At 73.5% G+C, this 20331-nt stretch carries 20 protein-coding genes; 12 read left to right on the top strand and 8 right to left on the bottom strand.

The features are described from left to right. Positions 1–19: 19 nt before the first annotated feature. The 4 genes from ACZ52J_RS00530 (at position 20) to ACZ52J_RS00545 (ending at position 4978) form a co-directional block, all read left to right on the top strand. Positions 20–2485, top strand: coding sequence for a PP2C family protein-serine/threonine phosphatase (locus tag ACZ52J_RS00530; protein ID WP_465614829.1), 2466 nt, complete (start codon positions 20–22; stop codon positions 2483–2485). A gap of 106 nt (positions 2486–2591) precedes the next feature. Then, positions 2592–3218, top strand: coding sequence for a hypothetical protein (locus ACZ52J_RS00535; RefSeq protein WP_465614830.1), 627 nt, complete (start codon positions 2592–2594; stop codon positions 3216–3218). Between the two features lie 57 nt (positions 3219–3275). Then, positions 3276–3716, top strand: coding sequence for an ATP-binding protein (locus tag ACZ52J_RS00540; protein WP_465614831.1), 441 nt, complete (start codon positions 3276–3278; stop codon positions 3714–3716). A 104-nt stretch (positions 3717–3820) separates the two neighbouring features. Further along, a complete protein-coding gene (locus ACZ52J_RS00545; RefSeq protein ID WP_465614832.1) occupies positions 3821–4978 on the top strand; it encodes a baeRF2 domain-containing protein in 1158 nt (385 codons plus the stop codon). Between the two features lie 14 nt (positions 4979–4992). Here the strand turns inward: ACZ52J_RS00545 and tsaA are convergent, their stop codons facing one another. Beyond that, positions 4993–5439, bottom strand: coding sequence for a tRNA (N6-threonylcarbamoyladenosine(37)-N6)-methyltransferase TrmO (gene tsaA, locus ACZ52J_RS00550; protein ID WP_360501742.1), 447 nt, complete (start codon positions 5437–5439; stop codon positions 4993–4995). 85 nt (positions 5440–5524) lie between these two features. Beyond that, positions 5525–6160 (bottom strand): NAD(P)-dependent oxidoreductase, encoded by a 636-nt coding sequence (locus ACZ52J_RS00555; protein WP_465614833.1) that lies wholly within the window; start codon positions 6158–6160, stop codon positions 5525–5527. An 89-nt stretch (positions 6161–6249) separates the two neighbouring features. On the opposite strand from ACZ52J_RS00555, the gene ACZ52J_RS00560 reads away from it, so the two are divergent. Continuing rightward, positions 6250–6891, top strand: coding sequence for a TetR/AcrR family transcriptional regulator (locus ACZ52J_RS00560; RefSeq protein ID WP_465614834.1), 642 nt, complete (start codon positions 6250–6252; stop codon positions 6889–6891). A 61-nt stretch (positions 6892–6952) separates the two neighbouring features. Here the strand turns inward: ACZ52J_RS00560 and ACZ52J_RS00565 are convergent, their stop codons facing one another. Continuing rightward, positions 6953–7444, bottom strand: coding sequence for an Lrp/AsnC family transcriptional regulator (locus ACZ52J_RS00565; RefSeq protein ID WP_360501750.1), 492 nt, complete (start codon positions 7442–7444; stop codon positions 6953–6955). Between the two features lie 160 nt (positions 7445–7604). Here ACZ52J_RS00565 and ACZ52J_RS00570 point away from each other — a divergent pair, with 160 nt between their 5' ends. Then, positions 7605–9323 carry a PLP-dependent aminotransferase family protein gene (locus ACZ52J_RS00570; protein WP_465614835.1) on the top strand — a complete coding sequence of 573 codons (1719 nt, stop codon included), beginning with the start codon at positions 7605–7607 and terminating at the stop codon, positions 9321–9323. Here the strand turns inward: ACZ52J_RS00570 and ACZ52J_RS00575 are convergent. Then, on the bottom strand, positions 9299–9535 hold the full coding sequence (locus ACZ52J_RS00575; protein ID WP_465614836.1) for a hypothetical protein: 237 nt from the start codon (positions 9533–9535) through the stop codon (positions 9299–9301). The two genes, ACZ52J_RS00570 and ACZ52J_RS00575, sit on opposite strands and share 25 nt — an antisense overlap. A 173-nt stretch (positions 9536–9708) precedes the next feature. Between ACZ52J_RS00575 and ACZ52J_RS00580 the strand changes: the two genes are divergently transcribed. Further along, entirely contained in the window at positions 9709–10398 is a 690-nt protein-coding gene (locus ACZ52J_RS00580) for a ribonuclease H family protein (protein WP_465614837.1), read from the top strand. Between the two features lie 95 nt (positions 10399–10493). Next, positions 10494–10700 carry a hypothetical protein gene (locus ACZ52J_RS00585; RefSeq protein ID WP_465614838.1) on the top strand — a complete coding sequence of 69 codons (207 nt, stop codon included), beginning with the start codon at positions 10494–10496 and terminating at the stop codon, positions 10698–10700. A gap of 65 nt (positions 10701–10765) precedes the next feature. Here the strand turns inward: ACZ52J_RS00585 and ACZ52J_RS00590 are convergent, their stop codons facing one another. Then, positions 10766–11956: a hypothetical protein gene (locus tag ACZ52J_RS00590; protein ID WP_465614839.1), complete on the bottom strand. Its 1191-nt coding sequence runs from the start codon at positions 11954–11956 to the stop codon at positions 10766–10768. 460 nt (positions 11957–12416) lie between these two features. Here ACZ52J_RS00590 and ACZ52J_RS00595 point away from each other — a divergent pair, with 460 nt between their 5' ends. Further along, a complete protein-coding gene (locus tag ACZ52J_RS00595) occupies positions 12417–13157 on the top strand; it encodes a hypothetical protein (protein ID WP_360501766.1) in 741 nt (246 codons plus the stop codon). Between the two features lie 75 nt (positions 13158–13232). Here the strand turns inward: ACZ52J_RS00595 and ACZ52J_RS00600 are convergent, their stop codons facing one another. Further along, complete coding sequence (locus ACZ52J_RS00600) at positions 13233–13805, bottom strand: PH domain-containing protein (protein ID WP_465614840.1); 573 nt, start codon at positions 13803–13805, stop codon at positions 13233–13235. Positions 13806–13880: 75 nt separating this feature from the next. Then, a complete protein-coding gene (locus ACZ52J_RS00605) occupies positions 13881–14582 on the bottom strand; it encodes a hypothetical protein (RefSeq protein WP_465614841.1) in 702 nt (233 codons plus the stop codon). A gap of 275 nt (positions 14583–14857) precedes the next feature. Between ACZ52J_RS00605 and sph the strand changes: the two genes are divergently transcribed. Next, positions 14858–15853: a sphingomyelin phosphodiesterase gene (gene sph, locus ACZ52J_RS00610; RefSeq protein WP_465614842.1), complete on the top strand. Its 996-nt coding sequence runs from the start codon at positions 14858–14860 to the stop codon at positions 15851–15853. A gap of 161 nt (positions 15854–16014) precedes the next feature. Continuing rightward, complete coding sequence (locus ACZ52J_RS00615) at positions 16015–16818, top strand: thioesterase family protein (RefSeq protein ID WP_465614843.1); 804 nt, start codon at positions 16015–16017, stop codon at positions 16816–16818. Between the two features lie 116 nt (positions 16819–16934). On the opposite strand, the gene ACZ52J_RS00620 is transcribed toward ACZ52J_RS00615, so the two are convergent. Then, on the bottom strand, positions 16935–18260 hold the full coding sequence (locus ACZ52J_RS00620) for a radical SAM protein (RefSeq protein WP_465614844.1): 1326 nt from the start codon (positions 18258–18260) through the stop codon (positions 16935–16937). 652 nt (positions 18261–18912) lie between these two features. Between ACZ52J_RS00620 and ACZ52J_RS00625 the strand changes: the two genes are divergently transcribed. Then, complete coding sequence (locus ACZ52J_RS00625; RefSeq protein WP_465614845.1) at positions 18913–20301, top strand: family 2 encapsulin nanocompartment cargo protein terpene cyclase; 1389 nt, start codon at positions 18913–18915, stop codon at positions 20299–20301. The last annotated feature ends 30 nt before the right edge of the window (positions 20302–20331 follow it).

Genomic DNA, 20331 nt, shown 5'->3' on the forward strand with positions numbered 1-20331 from the left:
CGAGCCGACCGGACCCGCCATGACCGCCGCGCGGGAACCCGCGGACCGCCCGGAGCCGCAGCCCGTGGGCGCCGCCGCGGGGCAGGAACCTGCGGGCGACGCGGCGCGGGAGGCCGCGGACCGCGCGGCCCGGGCGTTGGCCGAGACCGTCCGGCGGCTGCAAGGGGCCGCCACCCGGGCACACGCCGAGGCGCGGACCAGGGCCGCCGTCGACCTCGCCACCGGCATCCTGGCCGAGCGGCTCGGCCTGCGGGTCGCCGAGGCCGCCGCGTACCTCGCCCGGCTGGCCCGGGAGGCGGGCGTGCCGGTCGCCGGGCTGGCGGCGGACATCGCCGGGCTGCCGGAGCCGGCCCCGGAGTCGGCCCCGGAGCCGGCCCCCGAGGCGGGAACCTTCGGGGCCCCCGGCGCCGACCCGCGCGACCTCGGTGCACCCGACGTCGGTACGTCCGACCTCGGTACGTCCGACGGCAGTGCGTCCGACCTCGACGCGCTCGACCCGGACCTGCCCGACACCGGCCCGCCCGTCGCGCCCGCGCTCGCCGCCGCGTCCGACCTGCAGCGCGCCGCCGAGGCCGTGCTGGACCAGACCGGCGCGGCCCTCGGCGCCCGTGCCGTGGCCGTCTGGCTGCGGCTGCCCGGCGGCGTGCTCGCCCTCGCCGCGCACGCCGGGCTGTCCGCCGACGAGACCGCCGCCTGGGACCGGGTGCCGCCCGGCGTCCTCACCCCCGCGCAGTGGGTGATCGGCGGCGGGGTGGCGCTGTGGCCCGGTGAGCCGGGGACCGACGCGCCCTCGGTGGGCGTCGGCTCCGCCCGGGCCGTCCTCCCGCTGGTCGACCAGGGCCGCCGCCGGGGCGCCCTGGAGCTGGTCTGGTCCGGCTCCGCCCCGGCGCTCGGCCCGCCCCAGCACCGCCGGCTGTACGCGCTCGCCGACCTCTGCACGACCCTGCTCGGCCCGCCCCGCGAGCCCGTGACGCCCGAGGAGACCGCCGCCCTCCTGGAGGGGCTGCTCACCCCCGCCCTGCTGCTGGAACCCGTCGTCCGGGACGACCGGGCCGTCGACTTCACCATCCGGCGGTTCAACGCCCGGTTCCGCGACCCGCTCGGCCGCCCCCGGGACACGCTGGAGGGCGCCTCGCTGCTGGAGTCCTACCCGGTCGCCTGCGCGGCGGGCCTGCTCGACCGCCTGGTCCACGCGTACGAGACGGGCACGCCGTGCCCGGCCGAACGAGTCCGGCTGGCCTTCCAGGACACCGGGCCCGCCGGCCCCGCCGCCGCCCTGCTCGCGGTCGTCCCGCTCGGCGGCCGACTGCTGGTGTGCTGGCAGCTGGACGACGAGCGGGCCGAGGAGGACGAGCGGACCGCACTGCTGCGCCAGGCCCACCGGCTCGTCCGGGTGGCCGGCTTCGAGGAGCGGCCGGTCGAGGGCCGGATCCGGTGGAGCGACGGGCTGCGCGAGCTCTACGGGCTGCCGCCGGACGCGGCGCCGGTGCCGCTGGCCCGGCTCGCGCGGCACACCCACCCGGACGACCGGCCCGCGATCCGCCGCCTGCTGGACACCGTCCGGCACCGCCACCGCACCGCCTCGGCCGTCATCCGCCTCGACCGGCCCGACGGCACCCACCGCTTCACCCGGGTGATCGCCGAGCCCGTACTCGACGACGCCGGACAGCTCACCGCGATCCGCGGCGCCTACCACGACGTGTCCGCCCAGCACTGGACGGAGGTCGCGCTCGGCGCCACCCGGGAGCGGCTCGCCGACAGCGAGCAGGAGTCCGCCGAACGGGAGCAGCTGGCGCTGCGGCTCCAGCAGGCCATCCTCCCGGCCGCACCGCCTCCGCTCGGCGTCACCGGTGTGCACGCCGCCGTCCGCTACCGCCCCGCCGCCCAGCGCGACCGGGTCGGCGGCGACTGGTACGACGTCATGCCGCTGCCCGACAAACGGGTGCTCCTCGCGGTCGGCGACGTGGCCGGACACGGCGTCGGCGCGGCCACCGGGATGGTCGCGCTGCGGCACGCCCTGCGCGGCCTCGCGGTCACCGGCGCCGGCCCGGGCCGGCTGCTGGAGTGGGCCAACGCCGTCGCCCTGCGCGAACCCGGGCAGGTCACCGCGACCGCCGTCTGCGTGCTGCTCGACCCGGCCGACGGCGAGCTGCGCTGGGCCCGGGCCGGCCACCTGCCGCCGATCCGGCTCGGCGCCGACGGCGCCCACGTGCTGCCCCTGCCGCACGGCGTGCTGCTCGGCGCCCTGGACGACGCCCAGTACGGGGAGAGCACCGCCCGGCTCGACCCCGGGGACGTCCTGCTGCTCTACACCGACGGGCTGGTCGAGCGCCGGGACCGCCCGGTCGAGGAATCCGTCGAGCAGCTGATCCGCGCGGCCGGAGCCCCCGGCCCGGACCTGGAGCAGTACCTGGACCGGCTGCTCGAACTCAGCCCCGCCGACACCGACGACGACACCTGCCTGATCGCCGTCCAGACCGAGTAGGGCCACGGGGCAGCACCGGGGGCCGCAGGACACGGCCCGTTACGGACCGCACGGTCCGGGTAGGCGCGACCTGTCGGGGGCGCAGAACGGGACGGAAGGGACCCCCATGTTGCTGCTAGGACTTCTGCTGATGTCGGCGTCCGGCGCGTTCGTCGGGCTGCTGATCGCGGACAACCTCTCCGGCGGGCCCGACTACCAGGTCACGATCCTGGGAAACGACCTCGTGACGCTGAACACTCTGGGCGTCTTCCTCTCCGGCGTGGCCCTCGCGCTGCTCTTCTGCCTCGGCCTCGCCCTGATGCGGTCGACCCGGCGGGCCGGGCGTGCGGTGGGTGCGGCGCGACCGGCACGGCGCCGGGTGGCGTACCGGGAGGCCGAACCGGTGGAGCCGGTGGAGCCCGTCGAGCGGGTGGAGCCGGTACGGCGGTCCGCCCCTGCGGACCGCACGGCGCCGGTCGACGGCGAGCGGGCCTACGACGACCGGCGCGCCAACGACGAACGGGCCTACGATGAACGGGCCTACGATGAACGGGCCTACGGTGAGCGCTCCTACGACGACCGCCGCGCCAACGACGAACGCGCCTACGGCGACCGCGCCGCCCAGGCGCCGGGCTCCGACGAGGGGTTCGCGCGGCCGGATGAACCGCCGTCAGAGGAACAGGCCGCCGAGCAGGGTGGCCGGGAGGCGTCACCACAACCGGGAGGCCGGATCCGTCATCTGTTCGGCCGCTGACCGAAGCCCGCACACGGACCGAAGCCCGTCGAGTCGGCACGGAGGAGAGGCGATCGCATGTCGAGGGCCCGGGCGCCCTCCGTCGGCCCGGCCGCGCAAGCGGTGCGGTTGCCACTCGCGGGCCGGCGAGGGGCGGCGGCCGAGGCGCGCGCCGTCACCGCCCGGTTCCTGGCCGACGTGCCGGACCGGGCCGTGGTCGCCGACGCCGTGCTGCTGGTCTCCGAACTCGTCGGCAACGCGCAGCGCCACACCGCCGGCCCCGGCGCACTGCTGCTCGTCCGGAGCGACGGCGCGCTGCGCATCGAGGTCAGCGACCCCAGCCGCCGCCCGCCGATGCCCCGGGCACCGTACGGCGACGACGGATCGGGGGGCCTCGGACTGTTCCTGGTGAACCGGCTCAGCCGGCGCTGGGGCTGGCGCCCGCTGGGCCCAGGGAAGGCGGTCTGGTGCGAGCTGCGGATGCCCGCGCAGCGGTGTCCGCCGGGCCCAGGCGGGTAGGTGCCCCGAGTAAGCCGTCCACGGCGGACCCGGCAGCCGCCCCACCGGGGCGAGCGCACCGGGACAAGCCCGTAGAGCCTGCCCATCCACCACGGGAGGCCACCATGGACCTCGCGTTCCTCACCCCGCTGCTCGACCGGCCCGGCCCCTGGGCCACCGTCTACCTCGACACCGACCGTGCCACCGAGGACGCCGTCCGGCGCCGGGCGCTGATCGACCGCGCCGCCGTGCGGCGGCTGGCCGACGCCGGCACCGACGAGGACACCTGCGCGGCCGTCCGCGACCACCTGGCCGCCGAACCCGCCGCCGGCTCCCCGCCCGGGCGGGCGCTGTTCGCAGCCGACGGTGAGGTGGCCCTGGACGTCCCGCTCGCCGTCTCCCCGCCCGACGTGGCCGCCACCTGGGCCCCGCTCCCGCACACCAGCCCGCTGGTCGGCCTGCTGGACGACGCCGCGCCCGCCTGCCTGCTCGCCGCCGTCGACCGCACCGGCGCCACGCTCGAGCGGTACGAGCTCGGCCGCAGCGACCCGCTCGGCACGGTCGAGAGCCCGCAGTGGCAGGGCCGGGGACACCGCGCCCCGCCCGCCGACCGCTACGAGTGGCACTACCGGCACCGCGTCGAGGACACCTGGGACCGCACCGCCGGGATCATCGCCGACCACCTCGCCCGGGTCTGGCCGGACAGCGGCGCCCGCCTGCTCGTCCTCACCGGGGACGCCCGTGAGCGCCGGGCCGTCCACGACCGGCTGCCGAGGCAACTGCAGCCCCTGACCGTCGAGTTGGAAGGCGGCGGCCGGTCCGACGGGAACATCGGCGAGGCCTTCGGCCGGCGCCTCGCCGAAGCCTGGGACGACCACCGCGCCCGGCACCTGGCCGAGGTGCTGGAAACCTTCCACACCGCCGTCGGCCGCCCCGGCGAGCACGGCACCGACAGCGCCGGCACCGAGACCGCGCCCGGGCCGGCCGCCCGGGGCATCCCCGCCGTGGTGAGCGCCGCCCGGCAGCACCAGCTCGCCGCGCTGCTCCTACAGGCGAGCGGCCACGACCCGGAACGCCCGGTGTGGACCGGTCCCGAACCCGAACACCTCGGCGTCCACCGGGCCGACCTGCGCAGCATGGGCGTCGCCCACCCGGCGCAGGCCCCCGCCGCCGACGCCCTGCTGCGCGCCGGCGCGGCCTCCGGCGCCGAGGCGCTGCTCGTCCCGGACACCGTCCCCGGCCCGCCCGGAGGCCTCGGCGCGGTCCTGCGCTGGCCCGCCTGACGGCCGTTCGCCCGCTACCGCTCGCCGACCCCGGGCAGCACCGGCTTCACGTCCAGCACCGGGGTGCCGTCGATGGCCTCCAGGTCGCTGACCCGCAGCCGCAGGCCGTCCACGGCCAGGACGGTGACCCGGTGCAGCCCGATCGGGTTGGGCCGGTCCGGCGAGCGGGTGGCGAACACCCCGGTCTCCGGCCGGGAGCGCTCCCCGCGCGGATGCACCGCGAGCACCTCCCGGTCGGCCCGGTCCAACCAGGTCAGCAGCAGCACCTCCTGGCCGACCGCCAGGTCCCGCAGCCCCCGTCCCACCGACGCGTCGAACGCCACCCACGCGGCCGGCCCGCCCTCGTCCCCCTGCCGGGGCGCCCCCGCCCGCTCCAACAACGGCGACTCCACCCGCCCGATCACCCGCACCTCGAAGCTCTGCTCCGGCTCGCCCCGCCCGGGGAAACCCGTGTCCGTCATTGCGCCCTCCGTTGCAGTCCGGGACTCCGTCCGCCAGCACCGTAGCGGGCCCGACCGTCGGCGGCCGGGGGCTCGGCGGCGGGTGTCAGGAGCTGATGCCGACGGCGTGGCGGTAGGTGGCCGGGTCGGGGAGGAAGTCCAGCATGGCCCGGGCCACGTCGGCGCGGGGCATGCTGTTGCCGGCCGGGCCGGCCTCGACGGCGTGGCGGTATCGGCCCAGGCCGGGCTTGTCGGTGAGGCGCGGGGGCCGTACGGCCGTCCAGTCCAGGCCGCTGTCGCGCAGGACGCGCTCCATGGCTTCGAGGTCGGTGTACACGTCCTTGAGGACCGCCCACAGCAGGGGTCCGAACAGCTTCGCGGTGGCGAAGGCCTGGCCGGTCCCGGCGCGGTTGAGGGGCGCGGCGCTGACGACGAGGAGGCGCCGGACCCCGACGGCTGCCATGGCGGTGGCCGCCGCGCGGGCGGAGGTCGAGGCGGGCTTCAGGGGATCGGAACGGCCGGCCTGGCCCATGCCGGAGAGGACGGCGTCGGCGCCCTCGATCACCGGCTTCAGGGAGGCGGGGTCGAGGGAGTCCGCCCTGACCACGGTCAGCCGGTCGTGGTGGACGGTCAGCCGGGCCGGGTCGCGGACGGCGGCCGTGACGTGGTGTCCGTCGGCGAGCGCATGGGCGACCAGATGGCGGCCGACGCCGCCAGTGGCGCCCAGAACAGCGAGTTTCATGACCCCTCCCGGGGGTGGGTGAGTGCTCACTTCCTTCTTCTTCGATGGTGAGTGAGTACTCACCCACCTGTCAAGGTAGGATCACGTCCATGACGCATGACGGACATGACGGAACCGAGCCGCTCACCGGGGCGGCGCTGACCCGGGCGCGGGTACTCGACGCCGCCGCCCGCCTGCTCGGCACGGTGGGGCTCGTCCGGGCCACCACGAAGGAGATCGCCCGGGAGGCGGGCTGCTCGGAGGCGGCGCTGTACAAGCACTTCCGGGACAAGGAGGAGATCTTCGTCCGTGTCCTGCGCGAACGCGCCCCGCGTCTCGCGGCCGCCGTCGCCGAGCTGCCCGGCCGGGCGGGGGAGGACACGGTCGGCGAGCACCTGGAGGCGGTGGTCCGGGTCGCCGTCCCGTTCTACCGGCAGTCGTTCCCCATGGCCGGATCGCTCTTCGCCAGCCCCGAGCTGCTCGCCGCCCACCGCGCCAAGCTCGGCGACTCCGGCCCGCACCACGTCGGTGTGCACCTGGCCGACTACCTGCGCGCCGAGCAGCGGCTCGGCCGCGTCTCCACGGCGGTCGACCCGGACGCTGCCGCGATGCTCCTGATCGGCGCCTGCTTCCACCGCGCCTTCCTGGAGCTCTTCTACGCCGGTGAGGGCCCGGCCGAGGCCATCCGTCCGGCCACCCTGGACGAGTTTGCGACCGCGACGGTGCGGGCCCTGCTCGACGGAATCCGGTGACTCGGCACCATCCGCTGACTCGACGGCCTCCGGTGATCAGTGGCCCGAGGGCGACGGACGCTCAGCGTCCGGGCGCGAGGTAGCGGCGGCCCGGTATCTGCTCGAAGATCAGGTTGGTCCGGGTCTGGGCGACCGCCGGGTGGGTGGTGAGGTGGTCGACCACGAAGTCGCGCAGCGCCTCGGGGCCCGCGACGCCGACGTGCAGCAGGTAGTCGTCGGAGCCGGCCATGTGGAAGACGGCCAGGACGCCGGGCAGGTCGGGGGCGGTGCTGCGGAAGCTCTCGTTCTGCTCGCGGGTGTGGGCGCGGAGCCGGACCGAGATCATCGCCTGGAGCGGCAGCCCGATCGCGGCGGGGTCGAGCTCGGCGCGGAAGCCGCGGATGATGCCGCGTTCCTGGAGCGCCCGGACCCGGGCCAGGCAGGTGGAGGGGGCGATGCCGACGGCCGCCGCGAGGGCGTTGTTCGGGAGGCGGGCGTTGTCGGCCAGGGCGCGGATGATCGCCCGGTCCACGTCGTCGACCGGTGCCCGCCGGGCCTGCGGATTGTTCGGCATGCCCGCCAGGATGGCAGCCGTTTCCGCAGATTCGCAAACCTGATCGGCCACGGGTCGAATGTTCTTCGGAGGGGCTTCCCGTGGGCGGCGAAAGGTTCCATCCTTGCCGCGACCGGCGAACGCCCGTCGCCACCCACCGTGAGCCCGGAGTGCCCTGCCCATGAGCCCGACCGCGTCCGCCACCTTCGCCCCGGCCGCCGACCCGGACGCCGCCGCCCCGACGGCCGTCGACCCCGGCCCGGAGCTGGCCGGCGGCGACTTCGCGCTCCCGGCCGGCGGACTGGACGACGCACAGCGGCTCCGCGCACTCGACGCGGTCGACGAGTACCTGACCCGCAAGCGCAAGCACCTGGTCGGGTACCAGGCCACCCAGGACATGCAGGGCACCGCGCTGGACCTGGCCCGGTTCATGCCCAACAACATCAACAACCTCGGCGACCCGTTCCAGAGCGGCGGCTACAAGCCCAACACCAAGGTCGTCGAGCGGGCCGTCCTCGACTACTACGCGAAGCTGTGGCACGCCGAGCGCCCGCACGACCCGGCCGACCCCGAGTCCTACTGGGGCTACATGCTGTCCATGGGCTCGACCGAGGGCAACATGTACGCCCTCTGGAACGCCCGGGACTACCTGAGCGGCAAGGCGCTGATCCAGCCGCCGACCACCCCCTTCGACGCGCTGCGCTACGTGAAGGCCACGCCCGACCGGTCGAACCCGAACGCGCACCACCCGGTGGCGTTCTACTCCGAGGACACCCACTACTCCTTCGCCAAGGCCGTCCGCGTCCTGGGCGTCGAGACCTTCCACGCCGTGGGCCTGGAGAAGTACGCCGACGAGTGCCCGCTGGTCGACCCCGTGACCGGCCTCCGCACCTGGCCCACCGAGGTGCCGTCCAGCCCGGGGCCGTCCGGCCTGTCCTGGGACGGCCCCGGCGCGATAGACGTCGACGCCCTCGCCACACTCGTCGAGTTCTTCGCCGCCAAGGGCCACCCGGTCTTCGTCAACCTCAACCTGGGCAGCACCTTCAAGGGCGCCCACGACGACGTCCGCGCGGTCTGCGAGCGGCTGCTCCCGATCTTCGAGCGGTACGGCCTGGTCCGCCGCGAGGTGGTCTGCGGCACCGACCCGGTGACCGGGGAGCCGCTGGTCGACGTGCGCCGCGGCTTCTGGATCCACGTGGACGGCGCGCTCGGCGCCGGCTACGCGCCGTTCCTGCGCCTGGCCGCCCAGGACCCGGGGGCGTACGGCTGGACCCCCGAGGTGGAGCTGCCCGAGTTCGACTTCGGCCTGCGGCTGCCCAGCGCCGAGTGCGGCGAGGTCGACATGGTCTCCTCGATCGCGATGAGCGGCCACAAGTGGGCCGGTGCGCCGTGGCCGTGCGGGATCTACATGACGAAGGTGAAGTACCAGATCTCGCCGCCGTCCCAGCCGGACTACATCGGCGCGCCGGACACCACCTTCGCCGGCTCCCGCAACGGCTTCTCCCCGCTGATCCTCTGGGACCACCTGTCCCGGTACTCCTACCAGGACCAGGTGGACCGGATCCGCGCGGCCCAGGAGCTCGCCGCCTACCTGGAGCGGCGGCTGGTCGCCATGGAGCAGGAGCTCGGCGTCGAGCTCTGGCCGGCCCGTACCCCGGGCGCCGTCACCGTGCGGTTCCGCCAGCCGAGCCCGGAGCTGGTGGCCAAGTGGTCGCTGTCCTCCCAGGACGTGCTGCTGGTCCCGGGCGACGAGACCACCCGACGCAGCTACGTGCACGTCTTCGTGATGCCCTCGGTCGACCGCGCGAAGCTGGACGCCCTGCTGGCCGAACTCGCCGAGGACCCGGCGATCCTGGGCCTACCGGTCGAGGACGCTCACCGGTCCCCGGCGTTCGGGTAGGCGTTGACGCCCTGCCCGTCGATGTCCGCCCCCCACTCGTCCGCACCGACGGCGCCCACGCAGTAGCCGACGCCCTGCACGGTGCCGCCGGCCTCCTGGCACTGCTCGGCGGTGACGTCGTACGGGAGCGCCCAGGCGGGGGCGCCGGCGGCGCAGACGAGGAGGGCGGCCGCGAGCGGGACGGCCAGGCGGGCCGGCGATGAAGTGATCATGCGCCCTACGACAGCACGGAGTCGGGACGACGGCGAGTCCGGAGCGGCCGTTCGCCGCCCACCAGGTCGGGTCGCTCTCCGCGGGACTGCCGGACTGCGGGCCTGCGGGCCTGAGCGGGCTGTGCGGCCGAGCGGCTTTGGTTCCCGGCTGCCCGACCAGGCATGATCGGGGCATGGTCGAACGAGTCATTGCAGCGTGTGACGGAGCAGCCAAGGGCAACCCGGGCCCGGCGGGCTGGGCGTACGTGGTGGCGGACGCCCAGGGGGCGCCCCAGCGCTGGGAGTCCGGGGCGCTCGGGCACAGCACCAACAACGTGGGCGAGCTGACGGCGCTGCAGCGGCTGCTGGCGGCGACCGACCCGGCCGTGCCGCTGGAGGTGCGGCTGGACAGCACCTACACCCGCGACTCGGTGACCAAGTGGCTGAAGGGCTGGAAGCGCAACGGCTGGAAGACGGCGGCCGGCAAGCCGGTCGCCAACCAGGAGCTGATCCAGGCGATCGACGCGCTGCTGGAGGACCGGGACGTCACCTTCGTCTACGTCCCGGCCCACCAGGTGGACGGCGACCCGCTGAACGCCATCGCCGACAAGGCCGCCAGCGACGCCGCCCGCACCCAGCGGGACGCCTCCGGCACCGCCGCCGACCTCCCCGAGCCCGACCCGGCCGCCGCCCCGAAGCCCCGCACCACCCGCACCGCCTCGGCCGGCAGCCCGGCGAAGCGCGCCTCCTCGGGCACCGCCCGTACCCTCGCCGCCCGCTACCCCGGCACCTGCCCGTGCAGCCGCCCGTACGCCAAGGGCGACAAGATCACCAAGGTCGGCAGCAGCTGGGGCCACCCGGAGTGCGTCGCCGCCCACGCCTGACAGCGGGTACCTGGACCGCCGTCGCGCTGAGTCCGCCGGGGCTCCCGTCCGTACATCCCGGTGGGAAGGTCCCGGCGGAGCCGGAGGTGGGTGCGGTGATCGTCTCGGAGACGGCGGAGTTCCATGTCGGGGACCGGGTGTGGGTCTACCGCGAGTCGTCCTACGCCGCGGTCGAGAGCGCCGTCGTCGTGGCCGCCCCGGTGGACCGCAGCCTGCGGCTGGAGTTCACCGACGGTCACCGCAGCCATCTGCGGTCAGGCCGGGTCGAGTTGTCGGCCAGGCGTGCCGTGCAGGCGGTGTAGGGGCGGAACGCGAGCGGCCGGCCGCAGGTGCGGCCGGCCGATCGTGGTGGCGGGGTCGAGCTGGATCAGCTCTCCTGCGTGATCTCCTTGATGTCCTCGAAGCTCATGCCGAGCGAGTTGAACGCGCGGGCCTGGGACTCCGGGACGCCGAGCTTGGCGAGCTCCTTGAGCTGGGCGTCGGTCAGCGGTGCCGCGGCGGTGGCCGGGCCGCCCTCCGGGGCGAGGCCGCCGCCGGGGCCGGCGGCGAGGCCGAGCACCGCCTTCGTCAGGTCCGCGCTGGTCATCTTCACCGCGCCGGCCGGAACCTGGACGTTCGGGGCCGACTGGTTGAAGGCGAGCTTCACCGGGAAGTTGACGCCCGGCTCGATCTTGTCCTGCAGCTGGGCGAGGTCGAACGTGGCGGAGGAGAAGGCGCCGTTCTTCAGGTAGAGGTCGACGCCGACCTTGCGGTCCGGCACGTCGCTCGGGGCCTGGCTCGGGAACTTCCCGAACTGCTGCGGGAACTTGTCCGCGACCGGCTTGACGGCCTTGAACATCTCGTCCACCAGCTGGCGGGCCGGGGCGCTCAGCCAGATGTGCTCGGCGCCGTCCTTCTTGCCCTTGTCCTCGTACGTGACGGTGCGGCTGAGCACGTCCTTCAGCGAGTTGACGAGCTGTTTGGCGGCCTCCGGGTCGGCGGTGGGCGCGGCGCTCGGGGTGGCCTTCTTGCCGTCGTTCTTCTTCGCCTCGTCGGCGAGCTCCTGGAGGTCGAGCGAGACCCACGTGCCGGCCAGCACCTCCTTGACCGGGCCCATGTCCGGCGGCAGGTCCTTGCTGACGGCGTCCACCTGGGACGGGTCCTCGCCGACGAGCTTGACCAGGCCCTTGGCGTCGACGTGCAGGTAGCCCTTGGCGTCGACCTGGCGGTACTCCAGCAGCGCGGCGCCGTTGCGGTCGGAGAGCACGTAGGAGATGCGCACCGACTTGTCGAGCGTCAGGTCGTTGCCGGCGGCCGAGCCCTTGGCGCTCTTGAAGGCGTCGATGTCCTTGAGCGGCTTGTCGGCGGAGACCGCGACGGCGAGTGTGAGCCCGGACAGCGCCTTGGCGCTCTTCTCGTCGATCTGTCCGTCGGCGCGCTTGCCTCCGGCGCCCTTGCCTCCGACGCCCTTCTCCCCGGTGGCCTTGGCGAAGGCGACGATCTGCTCGGGGGTGGCGTCAATGGAGAGCGCGAAGCCGGCCGACTTGCCGTCACCGACCTTGTCGAAGGCCTTGGACACCTTCTGGGCGGCGGAGAGCTGCTCGACGGTGCCGCAGGCGGCGAGACCGGTGGCGAGGACGGAAGCGGTGACGGCGACGGGTATCGCACCGCGAGCGGCCTTGCGGATGGCGGTGTTGATGGTGCAACTCCTGTGTGACTGGGCCCGATCGGACTGACGGGCCTTTCCTCCCCTGCGGCATGCAGCGCCACAGCGCCTACACAGGTGAACACATTATCAGCAAGTAGTCACACGATTATTTGGCCCAGGCTTTAACCAATCCGGCCCGAGAACGCCCGATGTGGCCTGATCCGTCGTCCGCCCGCCGGGCGATGGCGGTGGCCGCCGCGCTGACCAGCGGAAACATGGCAAAACCTTTGCCGAGAAGGGATGTTCAGAGCCCGCCCACCACCTGCTAGCCTCAGCCGATTTCCCGCCGGGCAAGGTCGGCGGACACGACGGGGTAAGAGGTACCGAAAGCATGGCAATACGCCGGGCGAAGCAGAAGGCCCAGGTCATCGAGAAGCTCTCGCAGGTGGCGCCGCCGGGGGAGACGTTCATCGCGTGCGTGCACGTGGAGACCGGCCCCAGCCCGTGGCTCAACGCGGTCTTCGACGAGGTGCCGTTGCTCGGCCTGATCGTCGCACTGACCCGTCAGTTCTACTTCCTGACGCTCACCAACAGCTCGATCGTGGTCAACACGGCCAGCCGCTGGACCAACCGCCCCGGCGAGGTGGTCGCGGTCTTCCCGCGGAACGCCTTCCCGGTGAGCCGGGTCAAGCGGGCCTCGATCTGGAGCTCGATGTACCTGCAGCTGCCCACCAGCACCAAGCCGACCCGGCTGAACATCCACCGCTACTGGCGGGCCGAGATGGACCAGCTGAGCACGGCCTTCCCGCCCGGGTCGATCGACCCGTCCTCGCAGCCGTTCGAGCTCGCGCCCACGGGCATGCCGTACCCGGGGCAGCCCGGCCAGGCCTACCCGCAGCAGGGCCAGCCCTTCCCGCAGCAGCAGGCCTACCCGGCGCCGCCCGCGCAGCCGTACCCGCCGCAGCAGGCCTACCCGGCCCCGCCGGCCCAGCCGTACCCGCCGCAGCAGCAGCCGTACCCGGCGGCGCAGCCCTACCCGCCGCAGCAGGCCTACCCGGCGGCCCCGGCCCAGCCCTACCCGCCGCAGGCGTCGCCCTACGGCGGCCAGCCTGGCTACCCCGGGCAGCAGTGACCTCGCCGTAGGCCGCCTGAACACGCGTCGGCCCCGGCTCCCCGATGGGAGCCGGGGCCGATCGGCTTTCCGCGACTACTGCCCCTGCAGGGCGACGACGACGAAGACCACCACGACGACGACGATCCCGACGAGCACGCCGATCACCGTCGGCGTCAGCCGGTCCCGGAACTGCTTCGCCGGCTTCACCCGCTGCGTCGCGTCCGTGCTGTACTCCCACCAGTTCACCAGTCGCCGGAAGTTCACCTCGAAGTCCGCGGCCGGGTAGATCGCGCTGGTCTGCAGGCCCGGCAGCGAGCGGCGCCGCCCGTCGGTGAGGTGGATCCGCGCCGCGTACGACGTCGAGCCGTTGCTCTTGGTCTCCCGCACATCGATCCAACGGACCTCGTGCCACGGGTAGGTGCGGCCGCGGCCGACACCCCAGCAGACGGTGACGCCGTCGCCGCCGACCCGGCTCCAGCAGCGCCAGCTCAGGACGAAGGCCGGGACGGCGAGCACCAGGGTCCCGAGGAGCAGCCAGAGTGCGCCCCAGGTGCCGAGCTTCATCCCGCCGAAGACGAGTTGGAGCACGATCACGACGAGGAGCGGCCCGAGGTTCGACCACGAGGGCCGGAACAAGTCCTTCCCCCGGAAGATCAGTTCGTTCACACGGCGCAGATTACGCCTGCGCCCCCGGGCCGGAACAGGGGGGTGCGGATCACTTCCCGGGGACCTCCTCGCCCGCTACCCGCGGCCCTTCCGACCGGCGGTCGCGGCCGTCTCGCGGAGGGTGCGGCGCGCCGCACCCAGGGTGAGCAGGCCCCACAGGACGGCGGCTGCGGCGGTGACGTAGAGGCCGCCGCCGCGGAAGGACAGGTCCTCGTCCAGCGAGGCCGGCGGGGCCCAGCCCTCCGGGTCGACCAGCACGTTCATGGCGGTGCCGACGTCGGACCTGCCCGAGCAGCCGAAGCCGCCGACCTGGCCGTGCGGCAGCGGCTGCCCGTCGGCGCGGCGGATGTCGCAGGTCCAGCTCACCTTCCCGCTCCGGTCCTTCGCGCTGTGGGCGCCGGTGACCACGACCTCGGTCTTCACCGCGCGATGGGACAGGATCTGCGCGCGGATGCTCGTCGTCGGAAGCACCATCAGCAGCACACCGAGCAGGACGGCCGGCCAGATCACCCAGCCGCGGGCCCGGACGAACCCCATGCCGATGATGCCCGTCGACAACACCAGGAACGCGGGGATCGTGCAGAGGAGCTGGTAGTCCGGGTCGGTGGCGATCGCCAGCAGGCCGACCATCAGCACCGGGGTGAGCAGCCCGACCAGCCACGCCGTCCGGCGGACCGCCCGCGGCGACAGCTTCGGTGCCGGGCGCCTGCGAACCCGCTTCGGCGGCCGGACCACCCCTTCGGCGAGCGGTCTCTTCTGCTTCTTCCTGCCTGCCATGTGGCCCCCGTCCGGTGGTGCGGTGATGCGTTCTTTCCGTGCCCATTGCGGTGCCCGTTTGCCGTGCCTGCGACAGTGTGACCGCAGCCCCCGACGGCCGGAAGAGCGGGGGCAGGCAGGGCGGTCCGGTGACCGCCTGTCCGCTGGTTCGTGCGGGTGTTACCGGCGGGTTCACCGAATGCTCGCCCGACGTCTTGCGGTCCGTGCCGACCGGCACGTTGGATACACAACATCCCGCGACCCGACGGGTCCACGACACGCCCCACGGAGCCCAGATGCCGCTGTCGTCCGTCCGCCGTGCCCTCGCCGCCGGTGCCGCCGCCACCGTGCTCGCCACGCTCGGCGCCGCCCCCGCCTCGGCCGAGAGCGCGCCGGCCCCCACGTCGACAGAGAAGAGTGCGCCCCCGCTCGACGTGCTCACCTACAACGTGTTCCTGATGAGCACCACGCTCTACCCCAACTGGGGCCAGCAGTACCGGGCGCAGGCGATCGCCTCGGCGGACTTCTTCCAGGGCCACGACGTGGTCGTGCTGGAGGAGGCCTTCGACAACGCGGCCTCCGACGCGCTGACCGCGAAGGCCTCGGCCGCGTACCCGTACCACACGCCCGTGGTCGGCCGCTCCACGAGTGGCTGGGACGCCACCTCCGGCAGCTACAGCTCCACCACCCCCGAGGACGGCGGGGTCACCCTGCTCAGCAAGTGGCCGATCCTGCACAAGGAACAGTACGTCTACAAGGACGCGTGCGGCTCGGACTGGTTCTCCAACAAGGGCTTCGTCTACGCGGTGCTGGACGTCGACGGCCGCCGCACCCACGTGGTCGGCACCCACCTGCAGTCCACCGACTCGGGCTGCACCAGCGGCCAGGCGGCGGACATCCGGGCCAAGCAACTCACTGCGATGCGCGGCTTCCTCGACGCCAAGCGGATCCCGGCCGGCGAGCCGATCGTCCTCGCGGGCGACCTCAACATCGACTCCCACGGCTCCGAGTACCAGGCGCTGCTGGACAACGGCAACCTCGCCCCGGCGTCCGCCCGCACCGGCTGGCCGTACTCCTTCGACACCGCCGACAACTCCATCGCCGCCTACCGCTACCCGGGCGAGCCCAAGGAGGACCTCGACTACGTGCTCTACCGCGCCGACCACGCCCGCCCGCAGCAGTACACCAACCAGGTCGTCCGGGAGCACAGCGCGCCCTGGACGGTGAGCAGTTGGGGCAAGAGCTACACCTACACCGACCTCTCCGACCACTACCCGCTCGCCGCGCACTGACGACGCTCGGGCTGCCGAAGGGGCAGCGGGGTGTGGGATGCGTCACCGTCACGCCCCGGAGGCGGTTCGGCCCCTTACGATCCTGAACGCCGAGGTCGGGCGCCGTCGTACCCCGGCGGCGCCCGCCCGGTGACCAGCGATCGGCCCGAGGAGAAGCGCACGTGACCACCCCCACCACCGCGCCCGACAGCTACTACCAGCGCACCGGCGAGAACCGCTACAAGCCCACCCTCCAGGCCCAGGGCGCCTGGCACCCCGACGAGCAGCACTTCAGCCCGCTCGGCGGCCTGATCGTCCACGCGATCGACCAGTACCGTGCCGGCCGCCCCGGCAACGGCCTGGCGCTGACCCGGATCAGCTTCGACATACTCGGCCTGATCGCCCTCGAGGAGTTCGAGGTCACCGTGGAGACCGTCCGGCCCGGGCGCACCATCGAACTGGTCGAGGCCACCGTGGTGATCGGGGAGCGCGCCGTCGTCCGGGCCCGCGCGTGGTTCCTCGCCGAACTCGACACCGCCGCCATCGCCGGGACCCACGACCAGCGGCTGCCCGCGCCCGAGGAGTTCGAGCCCTGGACGATGAGCGGGCTGTGGGGCGGCGGCTACATCTCCTCGATCGACGTCCGCCGCCGCGAGACGGCCCCCGGCCGCGCCGCCGCCTGGATCTCCAGCCGGGCCGGACTGGTCGCCGGGGAGCCCAGCAGCCCGCACGCCTCCTTCATCGCGCTGGTGGACACCGCCAACGGCATCGCCGCCCGGCAGGACCCCACCGAGTGGATGTTCCCCAACACCGACCTGACGATCCACCTCCACCGCCGCCCCGAGGGCCCCTGGACCGGCCTGGACACCAGCGTCAGCTTCGGCCCGGCCGGTCACGGTGTCACCAGCACTGTCCTGCACGACGAGCACGGGCCGGTGGGCCGCGCCGAGCAGATCCTCACCGTCCGCCCGCAGAACGGGAGTTGACCGGCCCGACGATCGCGCCGGTCAACCCGATGCGGCCGTGATGCCCCGAAGCGCCTCCGACGGCGCCGCCCTCCGAGGGGGCGGCGCCGTAGCGGTGTGCGCTCAGGAGGGCGGGCTTACGCGGGCAGCGAGTCCATGAAGGAGCTGACGGAGAAGACCGCCCGGCCCGGGCCGGCGGGGCCGTAGCCGGGCGGCGAGGAGAGCCCGAACTCCTCCAGGGTCGCGCGGTAGGTCTGCAGCAGCCGGATGTGGTACTCCAGCGGTGCGCCCTGCGGGTTGGCCTTGCCGAGCGGGGTGGTGGGCTCGGGGCACCAGGTGGTGAAGCGCGGGACCACGCCGTGGGACATGAAGAAGCGCAGGCCCTCCTCGGTGGAGGTGATCGCCTCGTCCACCGTGGTGAAGCCGAAGGGCTCGGCCATCTCCACGCCCGCGACGAAGTTGGGGATCACGTTCTCCGGCCCGAACACCTCGGTGGAGTCGAGGATCCGGCGGTGCCACTCGTCGCGCCCGACGTAGCGCTCCTTGCCCGGGCAGTACAGCTCGAAGAGCCGCCGGTCCCACACCTCGAAGTTGGGGTGGTAGATCCGCACGCCGTAGTCGTGGAAGCGCTGGACGTCCTCGCGCGGCAGCGCCTGGGCCACCACCTTGCCGATCCAGCGGCCGGGGAAGCGTTCCTCGATGGCCTTGGCGTACTGCCCGTAGAAGTCGGCCTCGTCCCGGCCGCCGACGTGCGAGGTGATCGCGCCGCCGGTGAGGGTGTACGCCTGGGAGGCGAGGGCGGTGTCGTGCTCGTCGATCAGTGCCAGCGCCTCCAGCACCTCCTCGACCGGCTTGACCCCGGTGTACGGGCGGCCGGCGGCCTTGTGCTGGCGCCAGTTGTGGTTGATGTCGCAGTACTGGCACTCCTCCTTGGCGCCGAAGTACTGGCAGACCCGGAACACCGTGAGGTAGATCAGGTAACCCCACTGGATGGTCGGGGCGACCTCCATCACCGACTTCCCGTTGGCCAGCGTGTGCCGGTAGTAGTCGGGCATCGGGGGCAGACCGACGTCGGCGATCCGCGCACCGTCCAGGTAGAGGCCGAGCGTGCCGTCCTCCCCGGCGCCGACCCGGTACGGCGAGTCCGGGTTGACCCGCACCGACACCACCGTGCGGCGCAGCCCGTACGGCCCGCCGGTCAGCACGATCTCCTCCGGCGGCCGGTTGAGCGCGGCGGCGCCCAGCTCGGGCAGGGTGCGGTGGTCGAAGGAGAAGATGAAGTACGACTTCGGCTTGACCTCGCCGCCCCCGTCGGTGCCGGCACTGCCGCTGAGCGCGGACTCGTCGAAGGCCATGCCGCCCCGCAGCAGGTCCTCCTTGATCACCGCCTCCCGGGGCACGTCGGGATAGCGCTCCATGAGTCCCTCGATGAGTGCGGTGCGGCTGCGGGCCTGGCTCTCCATGCGCTGGTCTTCCTTCCTGGCTCCGATCCTCCACGGAGCCGTGGCCATTCTTCTCCCCCTTACGCGCCCGGCCGTGCCCGGCCACGCGAAGGAAGACCGACAGGTCGTCGACGATGTCGGCGGCACGGGGGAAGCTCCGGGCCCAGGGCGTGTTCGAGGAGTTGGGCCGACCAGAGGATCCCGCCGGCCCAGAGGTCGGCCGGCCCGCGTTCCAGCGGGTTCTCCGGAGCGAGGTCGGCCATCTGCATTCGAACAAACCCCGCCGCGAAGGGCACAACGCCGACGGCCGGAACGGGACACGGGTGGGGTGCGCCGGGTTGACGCGGGGGGCGGGGGCGTCGAGGGGGTCGATGCGGGGCGGGGCGCCCTGTGTGCTGAGCGGGCAGATGCATGACAGGGGCGCAACCAAACGCCGCCAGCATGAACGTTCACCCTATCGGGTGTAGAAGATCGTCCGTTGCGTTCCGGAACGGGCCTTCGCGCCTACGGTTGGGAATCGAGCGAAGACGGGGTCCGTCGCCAGGAGTTCCCTTCGCGGCGGGCGAGATGACGACCCGTCATATCGCGCGATCCTTCTCAGAGGAGGCTTCATGCCCCTGTGTGTCCGAGCGGACTCACCACCCGGGCCCGCCGCCGCCCCGGCGGTGGGCTCATGAGCTCCCCGGCGATCGAGCGGATCCTGCGCGGGCCCACCGGACTGGGCACCGCCGGGCTGCAGTTGAGGCCGCAGGTCCCGGCGCCTGAGGCCGCGACGCCTGAGGCCGTGACGCCTGAGGCCGTGACGCCTGAGGTCCCGGAGCCCGAGGTCGCAGCCCCGCAGGTCGCGATCCCCGAGGTGTCGGCCCCCGAGGTCTCGGCTGCGGAGACCCCGGTGTCCGAGGCCGTGGTGTCCGAAGTCGTGGTGCCCGACGTCCAGGTGCCGCCCGTCCCTGCCTTGTCCCTTCCTGCCCTGTCCCTCCCCGCCTTGTCCGTCCCCGCCCTGCCCGGCGTGGCGGCGCTCGGATCGGCCGCACTCGGGGTGGCTCCGGCCGCCGAGGCTCCGAGCGGTGGCAAGCCCAGGACCGGCGACCCCATCCCCGGTCTCTACCACCACCCGATCGCCGAGCCCGACCCGGTCCGGGTGGAGGCGCTCAGCCTGAAGATCAAGGCCTGGGCGATCGACGAGATCGAGCTCTACCCGCCGGAGTGGGAGAAGGACTTCGACGGGTTCTCCACCGGGCGCTACATGGTGGCCTGTCACCCCGACGCACCCAGCATCGACCACCTGATGCTCGCGGCCCGCCTGATGGTGGCCGAGAACGCGGTGGACGACTACTACTGCGAGGACCTCGGCGGATCGCCGGTCGGCCTGGGCAGCCGCCTGCTGCTCGCGCACACCGCGATCGACCCGCTGCACACCACGCCGGAGTACCACCCGGCCTGGGAGGCCTCCCTGTCCGAGGACGCCCCCCGGCGCTCGTACCGCTCGGCGATGGACTACTTCGTCCGTGCCTCCACGCCCTCCCAGTCGGACCGCTTCCGGCACGACATGGCACGGCTGCACCTGGGGTACCTGGCCGAGGCGGCCTGGGCGGAGACGGACCACGTGCCGGAGGTGTGGGAGTACCTGGCCATGCGCCAGTTCAACAACTTCCGCCCCTGTCCGACGATCACCGACACCGTCGGCGGTTACGAGCTGCCCGTCGAGCTGCACGCGTTGCCCGCCATGCAGCGGGTGATCGCGCTCGCGGGCAACGCCACCACGATTGTCAACGACCTGTACTCGTACACCAAGGAGCTGGCCGGCCCCGGCCTGCACCTGAACCTGCCTGTGGTGATCTCGGAACGCGAGGGCGTCTCGCGCAAGGAGGGCTACCTGAAGGCCGTCGAGGTCCACAACGACCTGATGCGCGCCTTCGAGGCCGAGTCGGCCGCTCTGGCCGTCGCCTGTCCGGTGCCGACTCTGGTGCGCTTCCTGCGCGGTGTGGCCGCGTGGCTCGACGGCAACCACTACTGGCACCAGACCAACACCCACCGCTACACCCTGCCCGACTTCTGGTGACCACTCGCCCCCGGCGCTGACACCCGAGCT

The organism is Kitasatospora sp. NPDC034035 (assembly GCF_055575755.1).

Coding starts and splice junctions, on each gene's coding strand:
- ACZ52J_RS00565 (WP_360501750.1), bottom strand. CDS start 7,444: ATGCCGAACAATCCGCAGGCCCGGCGGGCACCGGTCGACGACGTGGAC.
- ACZ52J_RS00620 (WP_465614844.1), bottom strand. CDS start 18,260: ATGGAGAGCCAGGCCCGCAGCCGCACCGCACTCATCGAGGGACTCATG.
- tsaA (WP_360501742.1), bottom strand. CDS start 5,439: ATGACGGACACGGGTTTCCCCGGGCGGGGCGAGCCGGAGCAGAGCTTC.
- ACZ52J_RS00540 (WP_465614831.1), top strand. CDS start 3,276: ATGTCGAGGGCCCGGGCGCCCTCCGTCGGCCCGGCCGCGCAAGCGGTG.
- ACZ52J_RS00575 (WP_465614836.1), bottom strand. CDS start 9,535: ATGATCACTTCATCGCCGGCCCGCCTGGCCGTCCCGCTCGCGGCCGCC.
- ACZ52J_RS00530 (WP_465614829.1), top strand. CDS start 20: ATGACCGCCGCGCGGGAACCCGCGGACCGCCCGGAGCCGCAGCCCGTG.
- ACZ52J_RS00535 (WP_465614830.1), top strand. CDS start 2,592: ATGTTGCTGCTAGGACTTCTGCTGATGTCGGCGTCCGGCGCGTTCGTC.
- ACZ52J_RS00625 (WP_465614845.1), top strand. CDS start 18,913: ATGAGCTCCCCGGCGATCGAGCGGATCCTGCGCGGGCCCACCGGACTG.
- ACZ52J_RS00560 (WP_465614834.1), top strand. CDS start 6,250: ATGACGCATGACGGACATGACGGAACCGAGCCGCTCACCGGGGCGGCG.
- ACZ52J_RS00595 (WP_360501766.1), top strand. CDS start 12,417: ATGGCAATACGCCGGGCGAAGCAGAAGGCCCAGGTCATCGAGAAGCTC.
- sph (WP_465614842.1), top strand. CDS start 14,858: ATGCCGCTGTCGTCCGTCCGCCGTGCCCTCGCCGCCGGTGCCGCCGCC.
- ACZ52J_RS00545 (WP_465614832.1), top strand. CDS start 3,821: ATGGACCTCGCGTTCCTCACCCCGCTGCTCGACCGGCCCGGCCCCTGG.
- ACZ52J_RS00580 (WP_465614837.1), top strand. CDS start 9,709: ATGGTCGAACGAGTCATTGCAGCGTGTGACGGAGCAGCCAAGGGCAAC.
- ACZ52J_RS00555 (WP_465614833.1), bottom strand. CDS start 6,160: ATGAAACTCGCTGTTCTGGGCGCCACTGGCGGCGTCGGCCGCCATCTG.
- ACZ52J_RS00570 (WP_465614835.1), top strand. CDS start 7,605: ATGAGCCCGACCGCGTCCGCCACCTTCGCCCCGGCCGCCGACCCGGAC.
- ACZ52J_RS00605 (WP_465614841.1), bottom strand. CDS start 14,582: ATGGCAGGCAGGAAGAAGCAGAAGAGACCGCTCGCCGAAGGGGTGGTC.